The sequence below is a fragment of the Paenibacillus sp. ov031 genome, from assembly GCF_900143165.1.
GTDB classification, from domain to species: domain Bacteria; phylum Bacillota; class Bacilli; order Paenibacillales; family Paenibacillaceae; genus Paenibacillus; species Paenibacillus marchantiae.
The window spans coordinates 272,403-291,966 of sequence record NZ_FRDO01000005.1 but is presented as its reverse complement, the minus strand read 5'-3'; the positions used below and the strand labels follow the sequence as shown (position 1 = coordinate 291,966).

The 19,564-nt window shown below is 47.4% G+C and carries 19 protein-coding genes and 1 riboswitch; of the genes, 11 read left to right on the top strand and 8 right to left on the bottom strand.

The features are described from left to right. The first annotated feature begins 254 nt into the window (after positions 1-254). From BUA17_RS21655 to nfsA, 3 genes are all read left to right on the top strand, one after another. Positions 255-1,415, top strand: coding sequence for a YhgE/Pip domain-containing protein (locus BUA17_RS21655; protein ID WP_072734951.1), 1,161 nt, complete (start codon positions 255-257; stop codon positions 1,413-1,415). A gap of 227 nt (positions 1,416-1,642) precedes the next feature. Continuing rightward, positions 1,643-2,251: a TetR family transcriptional regulator gene (locus BUA17_RS21650; protein WP_063566247.1), complete on the top strand. Its 609-nt coding sequence runs from the start codon at positions 1,643-1,645 to the stop codon at positions 2,249-2,251. After that, the gene (gene nfsA / locus BUA17_RS21645; RefSeq protein WP_072734950.1) at positions 2,235-2,978 is read left to right on the top strand and encodes an oxygen-insensitive NADPH nitroreductase; all 744 of its coding nucleotides are present in this window, start codon (positions 2,235-2,237) and stop codon (positions 2,976-2,978) included. The genes BUA17_RS21650 and nfsA overlap by 17 nt, the downstream gene beginning before the upstream one ends. A gap of 108 nt (positions 2,979-3,086) precedes the next feature. Here nfsA and BUA17_RS21640 read toward each other — a convergent pair whose 3' ends face one another. From BUA17_RS21640 to BUA17_RS21610, 7 genes are all read right to left on the bottom strand, one after another. Next, positions 3,087-3,893: a TatD family hydrolase gene (locus tag BUA17_RS21640; RefSeq protein WP_072734949.1), complete on the bottom strand. Its 807-nt coding sequence runs from the start codon at positions 3,891-3,893 to the stop codon at positions 3,087-3,089. A 95-nt stretch (positions 3,894-3,988) separates the two neighbouring features. Continuing rightward, the gene (locus BUA17_RS21635; protein WP_244552202.1) at positions 3,989-4,885 is read right to left on the bottom strand and encodes an ABC transporter ATP-binding protein; all 897 of its coding nucleotides are present in this window, start codon (positions 4,883-4,885) and stop codon (positions 3,989-3,991) included. Positions 4,886-4,928: 43 nt separating this feature from the next. Beyond that, complete coding sequence (locus BUA17_RS21630; protein WP_072734948.1) at positions 4,929-5,687, bottom strand: ABC transporter permease; 759 nt, start codon at positions 5,685-5,687, stop codon at positions 4,929-4,931. Next, positions 5,687-5,977 carry a thiamine-binding protein gene (locus BUA17_RS21625; RefSeq protein WP_024632265.1) on the bottom strand — a complete coding sequence of 97 codons (291 nt, stop codon included), beginning with the start codon at positions 5,975-5,977 and terminating at the stop codon, positions 5,687-5,689. The genes BUA17_RS21630 and BUA17_RS21625 overlap by 1 nt, the downstream gene beginning before the upstream one ends. A gap of 223 nt (positions 5,978-6,200) precedes the next feature. Next, a complete protein-coding gene (locus tag BUA17_RS21620; RefSeq protein WP_139295710.1) occupies positions 6,201-7,241 on the bottom strand; it encodes an ABC transporter substrate-binding protein in 1,041 nt (346 codons plus the stop codon). Positions 7,242-7,462: 221 nt separating this feature from the next. Beyond that, positions 7,463-7,575: riboswitch (TPP riboswitch) on the bottom strand. Between the two features lie 145 nt (positions 7,576-7,720). Continuing rightward, the gene (locus BUA17_RS21615) at positions 7,721-8,476 is read right to left on the bottom strand and encodes an NAD-dependent epimerase/dehydratase family protein (protein ID WP_072734946.1); all 756 of its coding nucleotides are present in this window, start codon (positions 8,474-8,476) and stop codon (positions 7,721-7,723) included. A 17-nt stretch (positions 8,477-8,493) separates the two neighbouring features. Next, positions 8,494-8,880, bottom strand: coding sequence for a VOC family protein (locus BUA17_RS21610; RefSeq protein WP_064642680.1), 387 nt, complete (start codon positions 8,878-8,880; stop codon positions 8,494-8,496). A gap of 186 nt (positions 8,881-9,066) precedes the next feature. Between BUA17_RS21610 and BUA17_RS21605 the strand changes: the two genes are divergently transcribed. Further along, complete coding sequence (locus tag BUA17_RS21605; protein ID WP_063566240.1) at positions 9,067-9,555, top strand: DUF2798 domain-containing protein; 489 nt, start codon at positions 9,067-9,069, stop codon at positions 9,553-9,555. A gap of 182 nt (positions 9,556-9,737) precedes the next feature. Here the strand turns inward: BUA17_RS21605 and BUA17_RS21600 are convergent, their stop codons facing one another. Continuing rightward, entirely contained in the window at positions 9,738-10,973 is a 1,236-nt protein-coding gene (locus tag BUA17_RS21600; RefSeq protein ID WP_072734945.1) for an MFS transporter, read from the bottom strand. Between the two features lie 379 nt (positions 10,974-11,352). On the opposite strand from BUA17_RS21600, the gene serS reads away from it, so the two are divergent. The 7 genes from serS to BUA17_RS21565 all read left to right on the top strand — a co-directional run bounded on the left by serS (position 11,353) and on the right by BUA17_RS21565 (position 19,561). After that, positions 11,353-12,651, top strand: coding sequence for a serine--tRNA ligase (serS, locus tag BUA17_RS21595; protein ID WP_072734944.1), 1,299 nt, complete (start codon positions 11,353-11,355; stop codon positions 12,649-12,651). Positions 12,652-12,870: 219 nt separating this feature from the next. Continuing rightward, complete coding sequence (locus tag BUA17_RS21590; protein WP_063566237.1) at positions 12,871-13,518, top strand: response regulator transcription factor; 648 nt, start codon at positions 12,871-12,873, stop codon at positions 13,516-13,518. Further along, entirely contained in the window at positions 13,511-14,896 is a 1,386-nt protein-coding gene (locus BUA17_RS21585; RefSeq protein ID WP_083584810.1) for a sensor histidine kinase, read from the top strand. Before BUA17_RS21590 ends, BUA17_RS21585 begins: the two co-directional genes overlap by 8 nt. A 169-nt stretch (positions 14,897-15,065) precedes the next feature. Beyond that, positions 15,066-16,091: a polysaccharide biosynthesis protein gene (locus BUA17_RS21580; RefSeq protein ID WP_063566235.1), complete on the top strand. Its 1,026-nt coding sequence runs from the start codon at positions 15,066-15,068 to the stop codon at positions 16,089-16,091. Further along, positions 16,040-17,146 carry an undecaprenyldiphospho-muramoylpentapeptide beta-N-acetylglucosaminyltransferase gene (locus tag BUA17_RS21575; RefSeq protein ID WP_072734942.1) on the top strand — a complete coding sequence of 369 codons (1,107 nt, stop codon included), beginning with the start codon at positions 16,040-16,042 and terminating at the stop codon, positions 17,144-17,146. Before BUA17_RS21580 ends, BUA17_RS21575 begins: the two co-directional genes overlap by 52 nt. Before the next feature lie 450 nt (positions 17,147-17,596). Further along, complete coding sequence (locus BUA17_RS21570) at positions 17,597-18,703, top strand: Ig-like domain-containing protein (protein WP_072734941.1); 1,107 nt, start codon at positions 17,597-17,599, stop codon at positions 18,701-18,703. 306 nt (positions 18,704-19,009) lie between these two features. After that, positions 19,010-19,561: a GrpB family protein gene (locus BUA17_RS21565; RefSeq protein WP_072734940.1), complete on the top strand. Its 552-nt coding sequence runs from the start codon at positions 19,010-19,012 to the stop codon at positions 19,559-19,561. The last annotated feature ends 3 nt before the right edge of the window (positions 19,562-19,564 follow it).

Genomic DNA, 19,564 nt, shown 5'->3' with positions numbered 1-19,564 from the left:
TTTTTTTGTTATGGAAAGATGTCTGAGATATGTTAAGGGAATGGTCCTTACCTTGTTATTAGAAGGTGAGCATGTGAAGTGATGTCCTCTTATGAAATGGAATACATTGTTTGCGAAACACATCTTTATCTTTCTGAACCTTTCAGAAATAGATTGACAATATAGACATATAGACTTAAAATTTAAAACGATTGTTTGATTCAAACAATCGTTTACATCAAATTCGAACTAATGAGTAATGGAGGACATCATTTATGTTGCAGGCTTTGCGTATATTGTTGAAAAAACCGCCAGTAATTGTGGGGATCGTGACGGCACTTATGTTCCAAGTGATCTTCAGCGTGATCTGGATGACAGCATATTCCGGAGTGAATGACCGGATGAATGAATTGACGGTTGCCGTTGTCAATGAGGATGGAGAGCAGTCCAAGGGGATCGCAGATCGTATGGCTGAGACGCTTCCTTTTCATACCGTAACTAATCTGAGTGCTGCCGAAGCACTTGACCAGTTAAATCATCGCAAGATTCATATGGTGCTGAATATTCCTGCAGGGTTTAACGAGCTGATTCAGACAGCCGGTTCCACTGCCGAAATCAAGTACACCATTAACGAGGCGAACCCGGTTACGATAAAAAGCATGATGCAAGGTGTATCGCAGAGCGTGACGAACACGATTAACAAGCAAGCAACCGCTCAAGGTGTGCAAGCTGTGTTGACGGCTTCTGGAGCGCCTGCAGATCAGGCAGCTGAAGCTGCTGCCAACCTGACTACACGAGTGGAAGGTACAACCACTTCCATTAATCCGGTTAACGGTATGAACAATCAGATGGTGCCGATGATGATGGTACTCGCTTCTTATGTGGGAGCCATGATTATGGGTATGAACCTGCAGACAGCGATGGGTATGCTGTCGGCTACTCACTCCCGCTGGACTTTGTTTGGCGCCAGAGTAGTCATTAATCTGGGGTCTGCTCTTGTGGTTTCCCTGCTGGGATCATCACTGATCGTGTCGCTGGGCGGACAGATCGAGCAAGGATTTATCGCATTTTGGTTGTTCCAGGCGTTGTTCCTCTGCACGTTCATGTTCTTCTCCCAGTTCTTCCTGATCTGCTTTGGACCAGCGGGAAGTTTGTTCAACATCATTTCACTGTCGCTGCAACTGGTATCTTCCGGTGCAATGGTGCCACGTGAATTGCTGAACAGCTTTTACAGTGGTATTGGTCAGTATCTGCCTGCCACATATGCCGTTCAAGGTGTTCTGAGCGCTCAACTGGGTGGACCTGGAGTTCAATCCGCGGCTGGCTCAATTACCATTGTATTGCTGGTTGCTGTAGCCCTCTCCCTGGTGGTGACGTTGTTGAAAAAACAACCTATGCCAGCTGGGGCACCAAGCCCGGCTCAAATGAACAGCTAATATTCCAGTCATCATGGTTGTTCTTCATAGGATATGATCAAGCACCCCGGTGATTTTCACCGGGGTGCTTGGTTTAATAGTAGGTTGAGGTGGCTAGCTTTGCAGAACCACAGGCGGCACACCTTGCGCTTTGATGCACAAACTTTCATAATGAAACGATAGAGTAGTCTCGCTGCAGCCCGGTGAGCTGGAGCAAATGAATAGAACGGACAAGAGGAGCGGACGGAATGACGGAACCGGAATTGGATATAAAAACGAGGATTTTGCTTGCAGCCAAGAAGCTTTTTGCACAGCAGGGGTATGACGGGACAAGTGTTCGTCAAATCTGTGATGAGGCGGGTGCGAATGTATCGCTGGTCTCGTATCATTTTGGTGGAAAAGAAAAGGTGTTCGAAGCATTATTTGAGCACTTTTTTCCTGATCATATGATGAACGAGTTGGCTGAAGAGTCCATGTCCTCCCCCGTGGAGGGTATCCGACGAATCATAGGTGAAGTCGTAAAATTCACGATGACGGACCGGGAGATGAGCGATATTGTGCAGCTTGAAATTACACTGCGTACCCATCGCACAGCTACCGTGTTTCGTTTTTTGGACCCCGTCTGGACCAGAGTGAGAGAACTGCTGCAAGAAGGCAAGGAGCAGGGCGTGTTTCAGATCGAGTCCGTATCTTATGCGATGCTTCAGGTCATGGGTGTGGCTTTGGCGCACAAACGGGCTAAGAATTCGCGGTTTAGCTTTGATTATCAGGATATGAACACAGATGAGCTGGCTGAGCAAACCATTGAATTCGTACTACGAGGATTGGGAGTGAATAGCAATGAACGAAACCATTGAATTGATGATGAAACACCGCTCTGTGCGGAAATTCAAGCCAGACCCTGTAAGTGAGGAGCAGCTGGCAGCAATCGTGGCGGCCGGGCAGATGGCTTCCTCTTCAAGTAGTGTGCAGGCCTATACTATAATTGCTGTTACCGAACAGGAGCAGAAGGACAAATTGGCTGAATTGGCAGGCAATCAGTCTTGCGTCAATGAATGCCCTGTGTTTCTCGTATGGTGTGCTGACCTTTATCGCCTGAGTGATGCTGCCAAGCGTCATTTGCCTGAAAAGGAATCCTATGAGGACTCCACTGAGAACTTTATGGTGGCCACAATTGATGTTGCACTCGCATCGCAAAATGCTGCGCTTGCAGCAGAGTCACTAGGTTTCGGAATTGTATATATTGGCGGGCTGCGCAACCGTATTGAGGAAGTGAGCGAAGTATTGGGCTTGCCCGACGGCGTCTATCCAGTATATGGAATGTGCATTGGTGTTGCTGATCAGGATACGGGTATTCGTCCGCGTCTACCACTGGATGCGGTCTTACACCATGGCCGCTATAACGCCGAGCAGACCCTCAAAGGCGTCGAGAGCTATGACGAAACGACTGCTGCATACATGAAGGAGCGCACTCAAGGGGAACGTTCTACACCGTGGTCCGAAATGATGGCGAAACGCCTCACAGAACCGGTACGTCTACAGATGAAGCCATTCCTCGAAGGCAAAGGATTCTTGAAACGTTAAGTGTAAATCCAAAAGAAGTCAGTTCGGCAGATGCCGACTGACTTCTTTTTTTGCATACTATATCTATTTAGTTGAGGAACCAGCACAAGAATGGATGTCAATTCGGACCTAAGGAAGATCGAAGAAGCGTTTCGTATTCTGATAAAAGAGACGCGCAGCCCGCTCCGTTCCCATACCGGTCACTTCACTCCACGCTTGAATGACCTGTCTGGTCATGGCAGGGTGCGTCATTCTTCCCTGGAAAGGTCCCTCGAAAGGCCAAGGTCCATCAGTCTCTGCCATAACCTGCTCGGAAGGATACTGGCGAGCTAATTCGCGAATTTCCTCTTCGTATATGATATCAGGTGTAAATGAGACGAAGTATCCGTTGTCAGCCATTCGCTGGACGGTCCGCTTGGAGCCTTTGAACCAGTGAAAATGTGCCCGGCGATGATGATATTGCTCCAGCAGGTCACAGGCGATATCGGCATCCTCATATACAGCGTGCAGTACGATCGGTTTACCGTGCCGTTTCGCTAGCTGGATAAATCGCTCCAACAGATCGATATAGCCGCTCTGATCAAAGTACTGTCCTGCCTGTTCGGCTTCCTGTCGGTTGTAATAAGGCAATCCAACTTCCCCAATCGCTGTGGCTTGTCCCATATGCTTTTCGATCCATTTGATAAATAGATCCTGCTCTGCCAGGGACGGCAGGGGCTGCTCGGGATGGAACCCAAAGGCCGGATATACGGTACGAGGGTATTGGGAAGCTAGTTCTAGGTTACTCTGGGCAGAAGCCAGATTCATGGAAACGGCGATGACAGACTCAACCTGCTGGGATGGGAAGGAATGCAGCATCTCACGTTGTTCTTCAGGTGTATATTTGTCCAGGTGAAGATGTGCATCGATCAAGGGTGCAAAAGCGGTTGATTGCATGGATGGACCCCTCCTTTTTGTCTTTTACCAATGATACGCAGGGTAGTTTGTCTTGGATCACCCATTTTAGGGAAAAAATAACTCAAAAACCCGCACTATTTAGATAGGCGGGTTTTCTGCTGTTCTTCTCTCATCCACTGGGAAATCTGCCGTTTCCGTTCAAGAAAAGCAGATTCCTCCGTGATCGCTTCGCGACGTGGACGATCAAAGGGAACATCGACCTCGTGAAGTACAGCCGCAGGCCGATTCGATAAAACATAGATACGGTCCGCAAGCAATAATGCTTCCTCGATATTATGCGTAATGAACAGCACCGAGCGGCGGTTCTGTTCCCAGATATCGAGCAGCCAGCGCTGCATGTCGCTACGGGTCAGTGCATCCAGCGCACTAAAAGGCTCGTCTAGCAGCATCAGCTCCTGCGGACTGAGCAGGGCGCGCAGAAAGGCAACCCGCTGCTGCATGCCGCCCGATAACATATGCGGATAGGCTTGTTCGAACCCAGCCAGTCCGACACTGCTCAGCCACTTCCGGGCATCTGCAAGCGCCTCTGCTCGGGGTGGTGCATCCGCAGACACTTCACCTGCAAGCAGCACATTGTCCTCAATGGTACGCCATGGGAAGAGGGCAGGCTGCTGCGGCATATAGCTAATCTTGCCGCGTTGTCCGGTGACATCCTGACCATTCATCAGGATTTGGCCCTCCTGAGGTTTCAGCAGACCGCCGATGATGTGAAACAGGGTGCTTTTGCCACAGCCGGAAGGGCCCACGATGGCTACGAATTCTCCTTGTTCCACGGTCAGGGACAGACCATCCAGAACGGGCAATGTGCTGCGTCGCTCTCGGAACGAAGCATTCACGTTTAATACTTCCAACGCTGGTGATGAATGATGTGCAGGTAAGGCCACGGTTCCATACTCAGGACTTCCGCTACTCGTTGGAGTGGTTTTACCTTCATCCGGCGCAGCTACCCGCTCGTTGTGTTCGGGTGTCATCTTGTCATCACTTCCTAACCTTTATATGGTGCATATTTCAAAGTTATCGCTTTTGTGGACGCCAGCGTACGAGCAGCTTCTCCAGTAGCGCAATGAGCAGGAAGAGCAGCAGACTCAATGCCACAATAATCATGATTGCCACGAAAAGACGATCCGTCCGATAGGCTGATTTTTGCAGCATCATATAATAGCCGATGCCCTTATCTGCACCGATCCATTCGGCGATAATCGCACCCATGACGCTGTACGTAGCGGCAATTTTAATCCCCGAGAACACCGAGGGCAATGCATGTGGAAGTTCGAGCTTCCAGAAAATTTGGCCGCGTTTTGCACCAGCCATGCGCATATAGTTCATCATCGCCGCATCGGTGCGGGTCAACCCATCCATGGCAGCTACAGCCACCGGGAAGAAGCAGACCAGGATGATGGTAATCAGTTTGGGCAGCAGCCCAAATCCGAACCAGATCAGCAAGAGCGGAGCAAGCGCAATGGTCGGTATATTTTGACTAAGAATAAGTAATGGATAGAGTGCAGATTTCAAAAATGGAATCAGATGCAGCACCATCGCAATCAGTAATCCCACGAGCGTACCTGCTGCAAATCCTATTAATGTCAGCTGGATTGTTGCCGATGCATGCATGCCAAGTCGCTCGGCCTGGGAGGCTGCTTCATGGGCGATGTCCGAAGGCGCAGGCAGCATCCATTTCTCAATATGGAACAGGGAGACGGCTCCCTGCCATATCGCTATAAAGAGAATAACCGCCACAAAGGGCGGCCATACGCTTTTCCAATAGGCATGCATTAGCGATATTTCTCCGTCAGGGTGTCCATGCTGAAGCCACTTGGGCTATGGGCGATTTTGATCTGTGAGATGATGCTTGGGCTGCCAGCTTCCACGAGAACTTCGTGCATTTTGCGGACAACCTCCAGCAGTTCCTCTAGTTCTCCCTCCATCGTGGTATCGAGTGGATTAACCTGATATTTCAAGCCGGACTGCTGAATAACTTCAATGGCACGATCAACGTAAGGATAGGAATTTTCGCCATTTGGCGTTTTGGGAATGACTTGAATGCTAAGTAGTGTGCTTGCCATGAGAGATCACTTTTCCTTTCGAAATATATAAAATGAACTAATGACTGTTACACTTGCCACTTCGATGACAGAATAACCTTCCAATCGCTGTTATCCCCAGATTTTTTTGATTCCCTTCTCCAAAGGGAAAATCCGGTGATAAAGGCGAACGCTTCGCTTTTTCACGTTATTTCTGTCCTCTTCGTCATCGTGTAAATACTAAGTTCGTTTTATATGGATAATTTTATTGGGGTAAGAACTCGTTTGTATATGCTTTGGATACATCTACCTGCTCATCGAGCAGTTTTTTGCTAAACATCCAATCCGTGTAGTTCTGCCATACTTCCTGCTTTTGCTCACCCCAGCGTGGTGCGTCATCCTGATATTTTGGACTCAGCCACTTCTGGCTTGCGAGTACAAGATCCTTATCCAGATCCGGTACGGCCTTGATCAGAATGTTGGAAGCTTCTTCAGGATGATCGATTGCATATTGATATCCTTCGGAAGTCGCTTTCAAGAACGCTTTAACCAGCTCGGGATCGTTCTGAATCGTCTTTTCATTGGTAACGAGTACAGGTGTGTAGTAGTCCAGTGAATCGGAATAATCCTTCACATACAGCATGTCGATCGGTTCCCCGCGCAGTTCGGCTTCGATACCCGTCCATGCGTAGAAAATCCAGGCAAAGTCGATATCGCGTTTCACAGCGGTGAAGAAGTCTGCATCGCCCATGCTAATATTTTTTACTTTGGATACATCGGCGCCTTCGCCTTCCATAATGGATTGCATCACAGCTTCTTCCACCGGGGAGCCCCAGCCACCATAGGTTTTACCTTCAAAATCTTTGGGGGATTTGATGTTCCGGTCCACCGGAGCGGCAAATCCGGACGTGTTATGCTGAATGACTGCAGCGATGGACACGAGCGGTACGCCCTGTGTGCGGGCCTGGGTTACACTCTCCTGATAACTTACGCCAAAAGGCACTTCGTTCGAAGCTACCATCGTATCCGCGCCTCCGGCACCTGGCTGTACAATCTCGACATTTAAGCCTTCGGCTTTGTAAAAACCTTGATCTACAGCCGCATACAGGCCGGTATGATTCGTATTTGGTGTCCAGTCCAGCACCACTTTAATATCCTTGAGGGCTGCGTTGTCACCTTCATTGCTGTTTTCGGTGTTGCTGCTGCCATTTTCTCCTGAAGGTGCAGCTTCTTTGCCGCCACATGCGGCCACAGCCACAAGTAGTACGCACAAGAGCATTAGGCCCATCATTTTACGCCATCTCATCTTCATTTCTCTCCTTCATGTTGTCCGGCCAGTGGCGCGGGGTACTCCTTGGCTTCATATCCAAGCTTCTTGCATAAATCGACAGATTTATACCAGCTATGATCCGGATGACGTCACTTTTTTTAGCTCTCTGGCTATATAAAAGAACATTAAAAAAGCGCCCCGTTAATCCGGGACGCGTGCAGGCGTTAGAGATGTGGCACTCAGCAAAGAGGCTGGGCCAATTCGATATACTCCGATTCCTACGCTGGCATGATCCAGATCAGGTCTAAGGGTCAGTATCTTGGTGGGATACACTCTCAGCCGGCCTATTCCGACTCCCCTGGGAAACTATGAAGTTACGGGCATTACTAGGTGTAATTATAGGCCAGAGGCCCACGCATGTCCAGTCAGGAACTGGATAGGGGCACGTATGAATGAATCAAAGAGGCCATTATACATGCGTATAACGACCTCTCTAGATGTGTGATTTTCAACAATTATCGTGGCGAATCATATAAGGAAATCTGACTGAGTGCAAAAGCATCGGATTTCGGGTCATAGCCTACCTGTTTCTGAGTGGTTTCCAGATTCAATCGTTTAAACCGATTATTCGAGATCCCATGCAGTATGGTGAAGGGCTCCAGATCTGTAGTTGTAATTGCTTTGAACATCAAATCACACAAGTCAGCCGGACTAATATACGCGCTCATATCCCTTGCCTCCAGCGCGGGTCCATCCGGTTGGAAATCATCATATGCACCTATACGTATTGCTACACTTTGTAAACCTTCGGTATATGCAAAATAGGAAGCGAGCGATTCACCAAAACATTTGCTAACTCCGTACAAATTCCGTGGGCGTGTCGGCATGTCCGGATAGACTTGAGCATCAATGGGATACCCCTCGATCGTCTGTGCACTGCTTGCCAGAATGACTCTCCGCACACCTTGGTCCTTAGCTGCACGGAATACATTAAATGTACCTTTGATATTGATGTCCAACAACGATTCATAGAATCCGGCATGCGGGGAAGGATCTCCCGCCAGATGTACAACCACATCCATGCCTTCGCAAGCGTGCTGACAGGCTTCGGGATCTGTCACATCAAGTGTCATGATCTCATGGCTTGTCCCTTGATACGTATGCAGTCTGTCGATATTCAAATCCGTTAGTCGCAGGTGAAATGCTTCTGACAAGTGTTGGGACAAGTCACGTCCAATTTTTCCGGCTGCGCCGGTAATTAAAATGTTCATTAAATCAGCTCCAATTCTTAGCGCTGGAAGAACTCAATCCATTCCTTCTCGGGTCCATAGATGAAGAAATAACGGTAACCGTTAGGCAGTGTAATCATCTCTCCATCAATAAACTCGGCCTCAGTTGCCTTAATGCGGTTGTACTCAGACTCAAGGTCATCGACATGGATAGCAAAATGATGCACCGTACCTTCGGAAGGCAGCTTGTCGCTGTATCCCTGAATCAACTCAATCTCAGTCTCATCGCTTCCGTTGAAGCCGAGAAAGGCGAGCTGAATGACACCGTTGGTGTGGGTTACCCGATCTTTCAATTCAAGACCAACAATCTCCGTATAGAAACGCAGCGTGGTCTCTAGATCACGAACGGCAATGCCGACGTGGTCAATGCGCTTTTGAAAACTCATAATCCAAATCCTCCTTATATGCATTGAATCTTTTCTACCATTTTAAGGGATATCATAGGGCTGTACTACGAGGTTGTCAAATAGGATTTTAATTTGGAAAAATTATAATTGTTCACAGAATGTTCACTTATGAGGAGGGGTTCGTCATCTCTATAATTACGAAGGTAAACAGAGAGGATGAGAGAATTGCCAACAACGAAGAAAGAACAGATTATTTTTGGAATGATGATGTGCACAGGAATGGTCATCGTCATGATGGCCTTCAATTTATGGCACAATGGGTTATTGAGCAAGATGTCCGCGCTTGAAATATTGCTTCAGTTCATATTGTGCTTTGTCATTGCATTTCTGGTGGAGTCCTTTATTGTCGGACCTGTAGCGCGAAAAATTGCATTTTCCTTACCTTTTGACAAGTCCAACAAAATCCTAGGCGTGCTCGCTATGTCATTTTTCATGGTCATTGGAATGGTTCTGATTATGTCCTTGTACGGAATGATTTCCGCTTATCTTGCGAATCAGTTAAATGGAGCATCCGTACTAAGTACGTATCTTCATACGATTGCTCGTAATTTTAGCCTGGCGCTTCCTTACCAAATTATTATTCTGGGACCACTCGTTCGATATGTATTCGGTAAATTCATTAAGGATAAAGGGAGTGTAGTCCCCACAACCTAAATAACGTTAGTTCCGATTTAGAGCATCTGAAAGTATTTCCTGGGCAATCGTCCACTGAACTAAGATAAAGAAGTAATTGTTATTTTCAAATCAAAAAAGACCTCGTAGCATTCACGCTACGAAGCCTATCTTTTTACCAGCTATGATTCATTGAATTTAATTTATCTTCTGTTCGGTAGATATTACGATGCTGAACTCACAGTATGCCTGCGCTGCCATTGATACGCGATCACGCTGATAATCAGCAGACCAACTGCAAAAATGGCAAGCATCCACGCCGACTGGTTAACTTCCAGATGGTCCAAACTCCAGCCTGTAACCAAAGGTAGAATGGCACCACCAACACCACCTGATGCAATCAGGATGCTGGGCGTTGATTCTTCTGTTCCAGGCAGCATTTTGCTGGCGAAGACGAGGGCAATGGAGAACACGCCCGATAGTGCGAGCCCGAGCAACAGGATGATCAGAAATGCCGACCAGATCTGGTTGGTAAAAGGAAAGATCATCAGCAGTACAACTGCTGCAAGACAACTGTACAGAACGTAGACGCGATATTGGAATTTCTCCGCAATATATCCGGCAAACAGTCGTCCAACAGACATGGCGATCCAGAAGCAGGTAACACTAAGCGCAGCACCTGCTTCCTTCATGTTCATTTTCTCAATCAGAATGGCTGGCATGAAGTTGGCAAGGCTCATTTCGGTGCCGACATAGAGAAAGAAAAATACAACAAATAAAGACAGAAGAGCCAAATTACGGCCGCGATAGGTTGAACGAGTTGGTTTAATGTCTGAAGGATTCGTTCCATTTGGCGATTCAGCAGCGTGAGTGTGTCCAGGAGTCTGGTCTGAGCTGCGTCGACTCAGCTCGTTGTCCAGCTCACCGAATGAACTTTTGGCCCAGAAGATAAAAGTCATCGCTGCACAGACGGCAACCACGAGGAACGACATGCGCCAGTAGCCGGCAGAAATCAGACCGCTGGCAATGAGCGGCATGACCATAGCGCCGATACCAAATAACACTTCGAGTCGGCTCATGGCAACCGCCGTATTATCTTTAATTGCAGCAATGATGATTGTACCGATGACAGCCTCGATCATACCGAATCCGAATCCAGCTGCAGGTGCAATAACGAACATCCAGCCCCAAGGAGGCAGCAGCATATAGGATAACTCTGCAATGCAGAGCAGAGCTGTAGCAATTAATATGCCACCTCGTTTACCAAAGCGTTTATTCAACCACGGAGATAAAAGTACACCACCCAGGAACCCGGCAAATTGGGCAAATATCAGTGTGCCTCCCTGACTATAATCCTTGCCATAATGTTCAAGGGCAACGGGCAGGATGGAGCCGAGAACGACGTGGGCAAGTCCGATGAGGAAATAGGACAAGCATCCAATCCAAAGCAATTTTTTCATGAAGAAAAACTCCTTCTAGATATTATGTTATGTAGTAAGTCTGCCATTCAGGAGTATTTCCTAAAAACAAACAATCTCTATCATAACAGGACATGTAAGGGTGTGCACGGATAACTTGCAATGGAGGCTAAAGTTCGTATATACTGAAAAACAACAATTACAGATCGGACCATGCCGTTGAAGAGCATCCAACTCGGAGGCGTTTTCGCCAGGGGAGCGTTATTCCCCAAGTTAACCGGAACCGCCCGTTATCGCGGACCAAGAGGCTGAACCAGAATATTCTGGTTTGGCAAGTTGGGTGGCACCGCGAGCAGAGCGCTCCTCGTCCCAAGGGATGAGGGCGCTCTTTGTATTTTTACAGCCAAAGGAGACGGTGACCATGTTGGAAATGAAGTGGATTCGGGAGCATGCAGAAGAGGTGCAAGCTGCGGCAGTTGGCAAGAGAATGGATATCAGTATTCGTGAATTGTTGGAACGGGACGAAGAGCGCAGAGCACTTTTACTGGAGACGGAAGAAGGGCGTAGAGTTCGTAATTCGTTATCTGCAGATATCGGCAGACTGATGCAAGCTGGTGAGCGTGAACAGGCCGAGGGTTTAAGGGAACAGGTGAAACAGCTGAATGGTCAGTTAGAGCAAGTTGAAGCCAAGCTTGCCGTTATGCAAGAGGAAGTGACAAGGCTGCAATGGTTGGTACCCAATGTTGTATCGCCAGACACGCCAGTGGGTGCATCGGATGAGGATAATGTGGAGCTGAGACGTGTGGGTGAGCTGCCGGTATTCGATTATGAGGCCAAGGATCACGTGGAACTCGGTGAACGGCATGATCTAATCGACATCCCCCGTGGGGTGAAAATCGGCGGAACACGAAGCTATGTGCTCAAAGGAGCAGGGCTTCTCCTGCACCGGGCTGTACAGCAACTTGCGCTTGATCTGCTGCTGAAGCATGGATTTACGCCAATGGAAGTTCCTCTGATGGTGAGGGAGAATACACTCTTGAACACGGGGTTCTTCCCCACAGGACGGGATCAGGTCTATGAATTAGTAGGCGAGAACAAGTGGCTGGTGGGAACATCGGAAGTGCCGCTGGTTTCGTATTATGCGGATGAGATTGTGGATGTGCAGGAGCCAATCAAGCTGGCAGCCACATCGACATGTTTCCGCAGTGAGGTTGGCTCAGGCGGGCGGGATGTACGCGGATTGTACCGGGTGCATCAATTTGCCAAAGTGGAACAAGTCATTATCTGTGCACCGGATGCGGAAGAATCGGAGCGAATGCTGCAGGAAATTACAGGACACGCCGAGGAGTTACTGCAATTGCTGGAACTGCCTTATCGTGTTGTGGCTGTGTGTACAGGGGATATGTCGCAGAAAACGTACAAACAGTACGATATTGAAACCTGGATGCCAAGCCGCAATGCGTACGGGGAGACACATTCGTCGTCGAATCTGCATGATTTCCAGGCTCGGCGTTCGAATATTCGTTGTCGCGATGCCCAAGGTAAGCTTGCCTACTGCCATACGTTGAACAATACGGCTGTGGCTTCACCACGCATTCTGATTCCATTGCTGGAGAATCATCAGCAGGCGGATGGGAGCATTCGTATTCCAGCCGCACTTCAGCCTTATATGGGCGGTGCCGAATATTTGATTTTGCCGCACCAGGATGAAGAGGTTTAAAAGGATTACAAGCTGTGTGGAGAAGTAAAAAGGGAACCCTTGTGAGGGTTCCTTTTTGTTTTACCTGTGATGTTGGGACCAGTGGAGAGTGTTCAGCGCTTTTATGGTACGGTTACCGCAGTACAGGAATGGGGGGAATGGCCAAACCAGATGGGTATGTCACACAGCTGTAACGTACAGATTGTATAGTAGAATGCAGTTTGGAAAGGAGGGGCAGATATGAACCTGCTACTCGCGGATGATGAGCCGTTGATGCTGCAAATATTAAAAGCCTATTTCGTTAAAGAGGGCTTTCAGGTGTTTTTAGCCGAGGATGGGGAAGCAGCCCTGAATCTCTTTTATAATAATCAAATCGATTTGGCGGTTTTGGATTGGATGATGCCAGGACGCAGCGGTGTTGAGGTGTGCCGGGAAATCAAGCGTACGAGTCGTGCGAAGGTACTGCTGCTGACAGCCAAAGGGGAATCGGATGATGAATTTCTTGCCTTGAAGGCCGGGGCGGATGATTATCTGCGCAAGCCGTTTGATTCGCGTATCCTGCTATTGCGTGTAAAGAAGCTGCTGCAACTTTCCTCCAAAATCATTGTGGGAGAACTGACTGTCGATCTGGAAGGCCAGAAGGTTTACCGTCGTGGAGTGGATGTAGGGGCTACCCATAAGGAATTCGAATTAATGAAGGTTCTGGGAATGAATAAGGGGCAGATCGTAACCCGTAAAATATTGCTGGATCAGGTGTGGGGTTTCGATTACTTCGGCGAGGAGCGTACGGTAGACACTCATATCCGCAGACTGCGTGAGAAAATTGGAGAAGATTCAATCAAAACGTACCGGGGAATGGGCTATTGCCTAGAGGATCAAGATGAGTAAACTGACCCGTAAACTGCTCGTGCGCATAATCAGTGCATTGTGTGTTGTCTTCTTCCTATCCTTTATCGTCAATACGTTTTTCCTGCCTAGCTATTTTTTGTATCAGAAAAAGCAGAAGTTGGCCGAGTTAACGACTGAAATCTCTGCTTCAGAACATGGCGATCAGCTATCACGGATTGAGAGTCTTGAAACGCAATACGAGGTCGCTATCGCTTATGCATCGTTGAAGGATAGTGTGAATGATATTAACGATCAATTGTTATTTCAATATAACCGCAAGGGAATTGCTCTTAGTAAATTTTGGCTGACAGAAGAGAGTATCTCTACGCTGCGTGAGGGTGCCAGGGTTAATAAATTCTATGATCAGACCAAGCTGAAATCAAGCTTTCTCGTGAACTTTGTGAAGGTGGGGGATTCCGTGTTTGCTGTCGGCGAATCCATCTCCCATTCATCGGAGACGATTCGAATTATTAATCAGTTCAACGCGTATATATGGCTCGGCATGCTGCTGTTGCTTATCCTGCTTTCCGTGTTGTATACTGCCCGGATTGTTAAACCGCTCGCGAAGCTAAGCGAAACAGCTGAGGCCATTTCCAATTTATCGTTTACGAAAGTTGATATAAAGACAGGTGATGAGATTGAGTCTTTAGGACGCAGCATCAATGTGATGAGCGACAAATTGCAGCAGGCGCAACATTCTTTGGAAATAAGAAACGCCAATCTGCGAACGTTCATCTCGGATATCTCGCATGAATTGAAAACACCGCTTTCCCTGATTCGAGTTTATGCCTCTGGTATTCAGGATGGCTTAGATGACGGAACCTATGCTGGAGTAATTCAGCAACAGAGCGAAGAGCTGGCTGGTTTAATTGACCGTCTGTTGGAGCTATCCCGTCTGCAGGCCGAAGTATATGATTTTGAACCTGTTGATCTTCGCCAACTGCTCAAGGAGACCCTTCATACCTATGAAACCGTATTTCAGCAGCATGGCTTGCATGTGGAGGTGGAGGATCGATGGACTGCCGAGACATGGGTGCTGGCTGATCGACGGAAGCTGGAGTCTGTTCTCCACAATTGGATGACCAACGCGGTGAAATATACAAGCGGTGACCGAATAACCATTACCCTTGAACTGAAAGGGGAAGCGGCACATTTCGGTATCGCCAATGAAACGGATAAGGAAGAGCATGAACAGTGGGATCAGGTTTGGGAGCCTTTCTATGTAATGGATAGTTCGCGCAGCAAAAAGTTTAGCGGGACGGGTCTGGGCTTGTCTATTGCCCGGACGATTCTGGAGAATCACCATGCCGACTATGGCCTTAGCGTAGCCGATGGAGAAGTTATGTTTTATTTTTCTTTACCTTTAATACAACGTTAATGAAGGAGCCGCCATGCAAATGGTGGTTTTTTTGTGTGAGAAGCAACCTGAATTAGAGCCTTTTTCATGTTGGGGAAAGCCAATTGTTCCCCTGTCATACTGATGTAACACAATTGCCTTAGGATAGGCCTATCACCAAATCAGAACTTAATTCATGGAGGGATATCCGATGTTCAATAAAACCTTTTTAATAACGGGAGGCACAGGCTCATGGGGAGAAGAGTTGGTCAAACAATTGCTCGTTCAGGAGCCGAAAGAGGTTCGTATTTTCTCACGAAATGAATCGCTTCAGGCTCAAATGAGACAAACCATCTCTGACCCGAGAGTGAAGTTTGTACTGGGGGATATCAGAGACCGATGGGAGCTGGCAGGTGCCTGTAAGGATGTAGATTATGTCTTTCATCTTGCGGCGCTTAAACATGTTCCGGTCTGTGAGGACCAACCGGATTGTGCGGTCAAAACCAATATAACCGGAACGCAGAACGTCATTGATGCTGCAATCGAGAATGGCGTGCGGAAGGTGGTATACGTCTCTACGGACAAAGCAGCGAATCCTTCCAGCATGTACGGGATGACAAAAGCCATCGGGGAAAAATTGATCTTATTAGCTGACAGTCGTTCCGCTACAAGCTTTGCTTGTGTACGAAGCGGGAATGTTCTTGGATCCACAGGCAGCGTAGTACCGTTATTCAAACGCCAGCTTGAGTTGAAGCAGCCACTCAGCGTTACCGATTCCAGAATGACACGTTTTTTTCTTCCCCTTGGAGACGCCGTGGAAATTCTCCTGTCGGCCATGGAGCAATGCGAGGGCGGCGAGATTATTGTACCCCGAATGCCATCCTGCAAAATAACGGATATCGCACAGGTTTTGGCAGAGGATGCTGGGCAAAAGCATGTTCCGATACATTTCATCGGTGCCCGTCCGGGAGAACGGCTTTATGAAACGCTGATTTCAGATTGGGAAAACGTTAAGGAAGTGGAAGAGGAGAAGTCGTACTTTGTTGTCACCGCCTCATCTTCAACCAAATTAACGGATAAAGAGGGTTGTGAGACATCTGTTCTTCCTGGCAGAGGATACCATTCGGAAGATGTCATCATGACCAAGGCAGAGGTTCGCGACATGCTGTGGAGAGGGGGATTTCTGTGTTCAAGCGGAGGATCATATTTACAGGAGGCGGCTCCGCCGGTCATGTAACAGCTAACCTTATTCTGATCTCCAGATTGCTTCAGGAGCAATGGGAAATTCATTATATCGGTTCCAAGCATGGCATCGAGCGCCAATTAATCGGCAAAATCCCGGCTGTTCATTATCATGCGGTTGCAACAGGCAAGCTGAGAAGATATTGGGCGTGGGCGAATATTTCCGATGTGTTCAAAATTATACTTGGAGTGCTGCAGGCTTATCTGCTCATTTTACGAATTAAACCACATGTATGCTTTTCGTTAGGGGGATTCGTGGCTGTTCCTGCTGTAGTGGGTGCCGGGTGGAATCGGGTTCCGGTGCTGATTCTGGAGCCGGATCTTCATCCGGGACTGGCCAACAGGCTGTCACGGCGATACGCTCAAATGATGTGTACTACGTTTATGGATACAGCGACATTCGCTTCCTCTAAGGCGTCAGACAAGACGATGTACGTGGGACCTGTAATCAGGGAGGAGTTGAAGCTTGGCAGCCGAGCACGGGGGATTCATTTTTGCCGATTTGTCTCCGACAGACCTATTCTGTTAATTATGGGTGGCAGTCAGGGTTCGGAAAAGCTTAATCAAATGGTACTTGAAACACTGCCAGAGCTGCTCAAGCGGTATCAAATCATTCATATATGTGGTACAGGTAAATTGAACTCATCCTTCCCGCATTTTGCAGGCTACAAGGCATTTGAATACGTGCATGAAGAACTTGCGGATCTAATGGCTATGGCGGATATAGTTGTGTCACGTGCTGGCTCTAATGCGATACATGAGTGGCTGTTGCTGCGCAAGCCAATGCTCCTGATTCCCCATGCCAACGGCGGATCTCTTGTTGGACAGACGCTGAACGCGAAGTATTTTCAGGAGCGAGGTTATGCAAGAGTTCTCCAGGAAGAAGAGCTGTCTTCTCAGACATTCCTGCGAGATATTGACCTTGTATATAAGGAGAGAGATCATATGGTGGGTCATATGAGGGCGAGTGGAACGGACAACGCCGTTGACAAGGTTCTGCAGCTTATTCATACAACGGTTTCTTCGGTAGAAAGAGCTGAACATGAGTAAAAGATTTCCCGAACTGCTGCTGGTCATGTTCTTTTTGCTCATCGTATCGATCCTGATTATCTCAAAACGTTTATTGTATTAAACTATATAAGTAGAACTAAAGATTTTACACTGAACACTCCGATGACAGAATAACCTTCCAATCGCTGTTATCCCCAGATATTTAAAATTTCCTTTTCTCAAGGGGAAAATCCGGTGATAAAGGCGAACGCTTCGCTTTTCCAGGTTTTTTCTGTCCTCTCCGTTTCTGTGTAAATGAATAGTTTAATTTATATAGGATTGCAACCTGTTACAATCCCGTTCTTCTTCTGAATAAAGAGGCATTCTTCAGTCACTTCCTAATGACATGCAGAATGCCTCTACTTATTTGGGATATTCACTTTTATGTAATGAGTTTCCGATATAATATAATAGAAGTAAAATATTGGATTACAGGAGATGAAGATTGCAATGAATGGAATGAAATTAGCAATACGAGGCAGTTTGGCCTTTATTTTAGTATTGGTATTACTGGCTCCTTCGTTTGCCCTAGCAGCCACAGGTGACGTGACATCTATCGAGATTACCAACAGTAGTCCGCAACAGATGAGTGTATCCCAGACAACTACGCTTCAGGTAATGGCGGTTATTGAAGGGTTTGATAATAAGCAGGATGTTACTGGAGGCGTCACATGGTCCACGAGTAACGAAGCTGTTGCCACCATTATTAAAGGCAAAGTGAAGGCTGTGGCAGCGGGAGAAGCGACGATATACGCACAGGTAGATGGCGCCAAAGCGCAATTGCTTGTTAAGGTTCAGGATAAAATTAAAAGCATCAAAGCTTCGCCAAGTTCCTATAATTTTGTCAAAGGTAGTGAAAGTACGCTGCCCAAAGTAAGCATTGTGCGTGCAAACGGTAAGGAAGAAGACGTCACATCTGAGATTGTATGGACGGTATCGAGTGCTTCCGCTGTGCTGGAGAGTGGTGAAATCAAAGGAATCACGCCTGGCAGAGTTCTGTTACAAGGCAAATATGGCTCAGAGACGGTTAAAGTTCCCGTAGCGATCACGGACGAGATTACCAAAGTCGAAGTAACTCCTGCTGTCATGCAGCTGAATATTAAGAAATCGAAAGCGTTGAAGGTAATCGGTACATATGCCAATGGGAAAACAATTAATCTTTCGAAACAGGTAACGTGGACCTCTTCCAACAATAATGTAGCCATCGTCAAGAATGGTACAGTCAAAACACTGACGGAAGGACAAGCCACCTTGACAGGAACTTATCAAAATCAGACAATAAAGGCAGAGGTTACCGTTGTTCCTTTGCTCAAAAAACTGATCACAGGCCAGAAAACACTCATTTTATCGTCACAGGCAAGTACAACACTGAGTGTGATGGCGCAGTATGATACAGGCAAAACCACGATTGTAACGAGCAGTGCCGTATGGAGCAGCACCAAACCAAGTGTAGCCACAGTAACGGGCGGCAAGATTGTGGCCGTAGGTAAAGGCAAAACATCCATCACCGCCAAGTGGGGCAATAAAAAAGTTACTATACCGGTGACGGTAAAATAAAGTTTCAACGAATGAAGTATATCAAATGAAATAAATTCATCATCGTGAACAGAAACAGATGGGGCGTAGACATACGCCCCTTTTAAGTATAAAAAATTGGATGTGATGAAAACTGAATTCTTCAATTATAAGCTCAGATACCAATCTCAGTGGATTGGCTTACATGAAGTATCTTCTTCTGACCCTACTTTCGATACTGACACTTGGGATGATTACCACAGTGGAGGACACGAAGAAACGAGCCCATCTCAAGTACCTGGAACAATACCGATTGAAATTCAATCCTGCAAAGGAGGAAGCATCCGAATGACAGATCAACTGCAACCGGAAAATTGGCCTGCATGGGCGACAGAATCGGTAGAGATTGTTGAGGCCAATCCTATGTGGAGCCTACAGGCTCAGGAAGAGATTCGCCAGCTCAGAGAACTATTACAGCAACTCAATATTCATCGATTTGAACATATCGGAAGCACGTCGATTCCAGGATTGCCCGCCAAGCCCATTATTGATTTGATGGGAGAGGTGCAGTCATGGGAGGACATGGACATGATTGCCGATCAGCTGAATCCGGTAGGCTGGAACTACGTTCCACCTGAACTGGATGGTCGGGAATATAGACGTTTCTGGGTCAGAGTGAAGGATGGCAAGAGGGCTGTACATCTTCATCTGATGCGCCCAGGCCAGGAACGTTGGGATCGTCAAATCCAGTTCCGGGATGTGCTGAGACAGCGTCCGGATCTGGTAGAGGTTTACGCAGCTTTGAAAGCTAAACTTGCTGATGAGAATAAGGATGACAGAGAAGCGTATACCGCTGCCAAAACGGAATTTATTTTACAAGTGCTTGATGAAGGCATTTGATCG

Coding starts and splice junctions, on each gene's coding strand:
- BUA17_RS21655 (WP_072734951.1), top strand. CDS start 255: ATGTTGCAGGCTTTGCGTATATTGTTGAAAAAACCGCCAGTAATTGTG.
- BUA17_RS21650 (WP_063566247.1), top strand. CDS start 1,643: ATGACGGAACCGGAATTGGATATAAAAACGAGGATTTTGCTTGCAGCC.
- nfsA (WP_072734950.1), top strand. CDS start 2,235: ATGAACGAAACCATTGAATTGATGATGAAACACCGCTCTGTGCGGAAA.
- BUA17_RS21640 (WP_072734949.1), bottom strand. CDS start 3,893: ATGCAATCAACCGCTTTTGCACCCTTGATCGATGCACATCTTCACCTG.
- BUA17_RS21635 (WP_244552202.1), bottom strand. CDS start 4,885: ATGACACCCGAACACAACGAGCGGGTAGCTGCGCCGGATGAAGGTAAA.
- BUA17_RS21630 (WP_072734948.1), bottom strand. CDS start 5,687: ATGCATGCCTATTGGAAAAGCGTATGGCCGCCCTTTGTGGCGGTTATT.
- BUA17_RS21625 (WP_024632265.1), bottom strand. CDS start 5,977: ATGGCAAGCACACTACTTAGCATTCAAGTCATTCCCAAAACGCCAAAT.
- BUA17_RS21620 (WP_139295710.1), bottom strand. CDS start 7,241: ATGAGATGGCGTAAAATGATGGGCCTAATGCTCTTGTGCGTACTACTT.
- BUA17_RS21615 (WP_072734946.1), bottom strand. CDS start 8,476: ATGAACATTTTAATTACCGGCGCAGCCGGAAAAATTGGACGTGACTTG.
- BUA17_RS21610 (WP_064642680.1), bottom strand. CDS start 8,880: ATGAGTTTTCAAAAGCGCATTGACCACGTCGGCATTGCCGTTCGTGAT.
- BUA17_RS21600 (WP_072734945.1), bottom strand. CDS start 10,973: ATGAAAAAATTGCTTTGGATTGGATGCTTGTCCTATTTCCTCATCGGA.
- serS (WP_072734944.1), top strand. CDS start 11,353: ATGTTGGAAATGAAGTGGATTCGGGAGCATGCAGAAGAGGTGCAAGCT.
- BUA17_RS21590 (WP_063566237.1), top strand. CDS start 12,871: ATGAACCTGCTACTCGCGGATGATGAGCCGTTGATGCTGCAAATATTA.
- BUA17_RS21585 (WP_083584810.1), top strand. CDS start 13,511: ATGAGTAAACTGACCCGTAAACTGCTCGTGCGCATAATCAGTGCATTG.
- BUA17_RS21580 (WP_063566235.1), top strand. CDS start 15,066: ATGTTCAATAAAACCTTTTTAATAACGGGAGGCACAGGCTCATGGGGA.
- BUA17_RS21570 (WP_072734941.1), top strand. CDS start 17,597: ATGAATGGAATGAAATTAGCAATACGAGGCAGTTTGGCCTTTATTTTA.
- BUA17_RS21565 (WP_072734940.1), top strand. CDS start 19,010: ATGACAGATCAACTGCAACCGGAAAATTGGCCTGCATGGGCGACAGAA.